General features: G+C 38.9%; 1 protein-coding gene. It reads left to right on the top strand.

Annotation, left to right across the window (positions count from 1 at the left end):
• Positions 1–715: 715 nt before the first annotated feature.
• Positions 716–6,474: pectate lyase-like adhesive domain-containing protein (locus M1R56_RS09870; protein ID WP_248036030.1), on the top strand; the 5,759-nt coding region annotated here is incomplete at its 3' end.

Genomic DNA, 6,474 nt, shown 5'->3' with positions numbered 1-6,474 from the left:
CTCAATTCTATGAATTTGCTAGAAAAACCGTAAGAAGAAATTCTTACGGTTTTTTTGATGGATAATGATTAGGAGAATGGTGAAATGTCAGTCTTACAGATCTTTGAAATGCTAATACTCTTCGAAAATCTCTTCAAACCACGTAAACTTCGCCTTGCCGTATATTTGTTACTGACTTCGTCAGTTCTATCCACAACCTCAAAACGGTGTTTTGAGCAACCTGCGGCTCGCTTCCTAGTTTGCTCTCTGATTTTCATTGAGTATAAGACTGCTAAAAATATTTCTAGAAATTAGTTTGACTTTCCTAATCGATTTGTTCATACCTTATTTCAATCTACTATAACATATGGAGAGGACAGTCGTTGTTCTCTCCATTTTTATATCCAGAGATAGAAGGATTTGTTGAAAAACTAAAAGATAAAACTATAAATTTCGGAAAAAATATTTACTAAAAATTTTTAATACTGTTAAATAAGTTGTATGAATATAAAAATGGATAAATCTCTCATAGCAGAGCTGAAATACATCACTAGATGCATGTTTGTTTCTTTAGTTCTATTTGTTAAAGAATTACTAAGTTTCTGATAAAAGATGTAAAAAAATATTGAACTCAATACATATAGTGCGTTTTTTATAAAAAAGTAACCGCTAACACTTGATTTTTATAAATATAGTGATATACTAAATTTGTGTAAAAAAATTAAAGGAGATAAACATGATGTTTCATTTTAATGAGCGCCAGCGCTTTTCTTTACGTAAGTATAGTTTTGGTTTAGCGTCAGTTCTTTTGGGGACAGCATTCTTTTTAAGTGGACAAGTTGCTAGTGCTGATGAGGTAAATGTTTCAGAAACATTGCTCACCTCCGTAGTATCTGTTAGTCCAGAAAGTTCAACAAGTACATCGGAATCTTCAGTACCAAGAACTTCTGAATCAAAACCTACAGTAGCAGATAAGTCTGCTCTATCACCAGCTACTGCCGATTCAAAACCAACAGTAGCTGATAAACCTGTTGTAACACCAGAAACAACTGAAGTTTCTTCAGATTCTGAAAAAGTTGCAACAGAAAGTCCAAAATCTGAGAAATCAGAAGTATCAGCTAAAGAATCAAGTGAAGATACGGCAAAAACAACTGAAGGTAAAGCTGAAGTTGCTGAAAAAGATGATAAGTCTACTGATAAAGCTCCAGCTGAAGCACGCCGTTCAACACGTACACGTCGAGCTACTTCAGAAAATAAACGTGAAGTATCAAATTGGAGTGAGTTTGTTTCAGCCTTAGAGGATGGAAATGTCAGAGAAATCACTGTAAATGGTGATGTCGTAGCTCAAGGTGATAATGGTAATACCGACAATGGACGTTCAGGATCTGTTGACCGTAAGACTACTATTCATGCACAATCTCGCCCAGTTACGATCCAAGGTAAGGATGGCAATGCTCGTCTTGAACTTTTGTCACACACTTTGGAGTTGACAGGAGCTAGCTGGGAACTAAATCTTAAAAACCTTAAAATAGCGACTGCTAATTCTAAAGGTCCAATTGATTTATCAAGAACTAGCGGTTCAAATACTGTTACCTTTGAAAATGTAACTAGTGTTGGTTCATCACTTTATGGTGGTGGTGGTAACACCCATGTTGTTATCAAAGGAACTACAACTTCAACAGTTAGTGACAGTTATCCAGCTGCAAATGGTCAAACTCAACACGTACAACGGAATGTTGGCGCTGCTGGCCATTCAGACCAACGTCGTGAGTCAAATATCCACGATGCCAAATCTGTAACAGTTTCTGAGGGAGCTAGCTTAACGCTTAACCGTTCTTCTCAAGGGGATGCTATTACTCTTGAAAGTGGAGCTAAGGTCAGTGTAAAAGATAAAGGTAGCCTTACTATTAACATGAACACTGACAATCGATCTGAAAATGCTCGCTACCATAATGCTGGTATTTTCATGGCTGATAGTGGGACCGTGGAAACTGGTAAGGATTCTAAGTTAGTCTTGAATACTAGTATCGGACAAGGGATTTCAATTGGTGTAAATCGTCCAGCTGATGGTATCACTGATAAGGATCGTTACGGTGGATATGTTGCAGGTAACCACGGTAGAAAAAATGGACCGAGTCGAGTTCTTATTGGCGATGGTGGAACTTTTGAATTTCATGGCCGTGATGGGATTATGATGGGAAATCACTCAGAACTTGTCACAGGTCAAAATGCCAAAGTTCGCTTTGAAAATAAAGGTCGTGGTGTTGCCCTTGATTTCGGAAATGATTCAAGAGTAGTCTTTGGAAAACATTCAAACAATACCTTCCATTCTGTAGGCAAAGGGCCTAAGAGCGGCGGTGGTCCGTCTGGAAGTTATGACGGATATAACTATATCGGTCTAAATGAGAACGGTAAGATTCTTGTAGATGACTTTGCTACTTTCCGTGTGCAAATGGACAATCGTGGAGATAATGCCTGGGATGATGTGATTTCCCTTGATTCTAGGAATGGTCGCAAGAGTGAACCAGTTTTTCAAGCGAATAAGGGTTCTATTGTAGATATTCGAGATGATAATACTAACTACTATGCTGAGTTGATCTCAGTAGCATTGGGAGCTAGTACAAACACTTATTTCCAGTTTAATAATCCGCTATATGTTTCCTTTATGAGATACACAAAATCAGATGGTACATCAGCAGGTGAAATTACCGGGAAACTACCAATAACTATTCCTCAAGGGAACAATCCACAGGATATTGGCCACGGAAATATTCTTTATATCTCAAATAAATTAGAAGCTTCAGGGAACCGAATCGAATTTAATGGTCCAACAAATAATGCAGGTGTTGGGACCTATACGGTTTATTCCATGAACAAGGATGGTAGGGATGCACAAAGTCATAATAAACAGAGTTCTGTTTGGATGAATATCCAGGGCGGATCTATGTCTATTGCTGGTTTCCAAAATAATAGAGCACACATAGAACCTGCTAATGCCACATCTGTACCAACAGGTTCTTCTACTGGGGGAGTTGTTGCCACAGATAGGACTTATGGTATTGACCCGGTAGGTGATAACCGTCAAAATATTTGGGTATCAAATGGATCAAAAATCAACCCGACTGGTGTTCATAAAAATGTCATCAAATATGTCTACGAAGATGGAACTCCAGTTAAAAAAGATGTTATCCAGTCATCAGAATGGAAGCGTACTTTGGATGTCTCTATTGACCAAGAAGGCTTTAAAAAGATTTTAAAAAATTCAAGTGTCAGCAATGGTGATGAGTTCTTAGCCGCCTATAGTAAGGCTAAGTATCACATTTCTGATATCGATGGAGATAACATCGCTGATACAGGTTGGAAAGTTGATGGAACAAATTCAGGTACCTATAATTATGGAACTATTGCTTCACCAAAAGTCGATGGCTATAAAGCAGAAATCAAGTCAACTAATGTTCCAGGATTAGAAGTTGGGGCTCAAGCTGATTCAGTTTCTGTTTCATATGATTCAAGCAATGCACCAGAAACGCTTATTGAATCTCAAGCGGGTGGACGTACCGTTTCAGAAACTTATTGGCGCAATATTGTAGCCAAATCTGATTTGGGTGTCTATGAAACAGTTGTTGTCTATAAAAAAGTAAAACAAAAAGCTATTGTCAAATACATTGATACAACTGCTAATAATAAGGAATTAGCAAAAGATGAAGTTGAAGGTACATCTGGTGAAGCTATTAACTACTCAACTGCAGCTAAGATTGCTGATTTTGTTAATAAAGGTTACAAACTTGTAGAAGATGGTTTCACAAACTCAACTGCAGATCAAAAGAAATTTGATGATGATGAAAACATTGATCAAGAATTCGTAGTTAGATTAGAACACGGTGAAACTCCAGTTGGACCAAATAACCCACATAAACCAACAGAGCCAATCAATCCAAATGATCCAAACAGTCCAAGATATCCTGCGGAAAATCAATGGAAGAAAGATGTAACATCAACAGTTCATTATGTGGTATCAGACGGTAATGCAACTGCCCCAGCTGATAAGGTTCAAAATGCACAATGGACACGTACCTTAAAACTTGATAAGGTGACAGGTAAAGTTCTTAACTCTGATGAACCATGGACAGCGAATAAGGATAACTATGATGCAGTTCCAACACCAGGATTGACAGGTTACTACGCTGATAAAGCAAGTGTTGCTTCTAAGACAGTCACTCAAGAAAATCTTGAAGAAACTGTTACTTACAACCCACTTGGAAAATTGGTTCCAAAACCAGAGATACCAAAAGATCCAAACTTCCCATCAACACCAGAAGTGCCGTATCCAAATGATCCAAACGATCCAACCAAACCAGGTCAACCAGTTGTGCCTAATGTACCAGGCTACAAACCATACTTGCCAGATCCAAACGATCCAACGAAACCAGGTCAACCAGTAGAACCAGGAACACCTGTAACACCGGATAAACCAGGTGAAGATACGCCGATTATCTACCGCAAGGCAGATCAAAAAGCTACTATCAAGTATGTAGACCAAAATACTGGTGCAACACTTGAAAGTGATCAAGTAGGTGGTAAATCAGGTGAAGCTATTGCCTACTCAACTGCAGCTAAGATTCAGAAATACCAAGATCGTGGCTATGTTCTTGTAAGTGATGGATTCCCAGCAGGAGCTACCTATGACAAGGATGAATCAGTTGATCAAGAATTCGTAGTTACCTTGAAACACGATGTAACTCCAGTTGGACCAAATAACCCACATAAACCAACAGATCCAATCAATCCAAATGATCCAAAGAGTCCAAAATACCCTGCGGAAGATCAATGGAAGAAAGATGTAACATCAACTGTTAAGTATGTGGTATCAGACGGTAAGACAACTGCCCCAGCTGATAAGGTTCAAAATGCACAATGGACACGTACCTTAAATCTTGATAAAGTTACAGGTAAAGTTCTTAACCCTGATGCACCATGGGCATCTAATAAGGCTAACTATGATGCAGTTCCAACACCAGGATTGACAGGTTACTACGCTGATAAAGGAAGTGTTGCTTCTAAGACAGTCACTCAAGAAAATCTTGAAGAAACTGTTACTTACAACCCACTTGGAAAATTGGTTCCAAAACCAGAGACACCAAAAGATCCAAACTTCCCATCAACACCAGAAGTGAAGTATCCAAATGATCCAAACGATCCAACAAAACCAGGTAAACCAGTTGTTCCAGATGTACCAGGCTACAAACCATACTTGCCAGATCCAAACGATCCAACGAAACCAGGTCAACCAGTAGAACCAGGAAAACCAATCACTCCTGAAAAACCAGGTGAAGATACGCCGATTATCTATGTACCAAAAACTAATGATGTGACGCAACCAACAAAACAAACTGTTAAGTACACAAGTACAGATGGTAAAGCTCAGGTACCTTCAGATAAGATTCAAAATGACTATACTTTCACAGGTAAGAAGAATCAAGCTGATGGTACAACAACATGGACTGAAAACAGTCATACTTACGGTAGGGAAAGTGTTCCAGTAGTTTCTGGTTACTACGCTGACAAGTCTGAAGCAGGTAGTAAAACAGTCACTCCAACCAATCCTAATGCTGAAGATGTTGTAACTTATAAACCACTTGGTAAGATTATTCAGGTAGATGAAGCGGGAAATGTTATTCCAGGTTCAGTATCTAAGACTTATGAAAATAATCCGTTAAATCCTAAAGAGGCAGCAGAAACTAAAATTCCTGATGCTCCAGCTGGATATAAAATTAAGGAAGAACAACCTCAAGCTTGGGGTTACAATATAGTTGATAAAACGATTGAACCAAATGATGAAAGTGATCCAGATCGTATTTCACGAGATACGAAGATTGTTTATGTTAAGGCAGACCAAAAAGCAGTGATCAAGTACGTTGATCAAACAACTGGTCAAACCCTTGCCAATGATCAAGTCGGTGGTAAATCAGGTGAGGCAATCAACTACTCAACTGCGGACAAGATCAAGTACTATGAAGATCGTGGCTATGTTCTTGTAAGCGATGAATTCCCAGCAGGAGTTCACTTCGATACCGATGCATCAGTAGATCAAACCTGGACAGTAACCTTGAAACACGGTGAAACTCCAGTTGGACCAAACGATCCACATAATCCAACAGATCCAATCAATCCAAATGATCCAAACAGTCCTAAATACCCAGCGACAGATCAATGGAAGAAAGATGTCACATCTACTGTTAAGTATGTGGTATCAGATGGTAAGGTAGCAGCCCCAGCAGATCATGTTGAAAACGCGACATGGACACGTACCCTTACCTTGGATAAAGTTACAGGTAAAGAACTTTCAGCGACACCATGGGCATCAGATAAGACAGCCTACGCTTCAGTTCCAACACCAGGATTGACAGGTTACTATGCGGATAAAGCAAGTGTTGCTTCTAAGGCAGTTACTCAAGAAAACCTTGAAGAAACTGTTACTTACAAACCACTTGGAAA

Source organism: Streptococcus sp. oral taxon 431 (assembly GCF_023115445.1).
GTDB lineage: Bacteria > Bacillota > Bacilli > Lactobacillales > Streptococcaceae > Streptococcus.
This window is presented reverse-complemented; position numbering and strand designations above follow the sequence as displayed.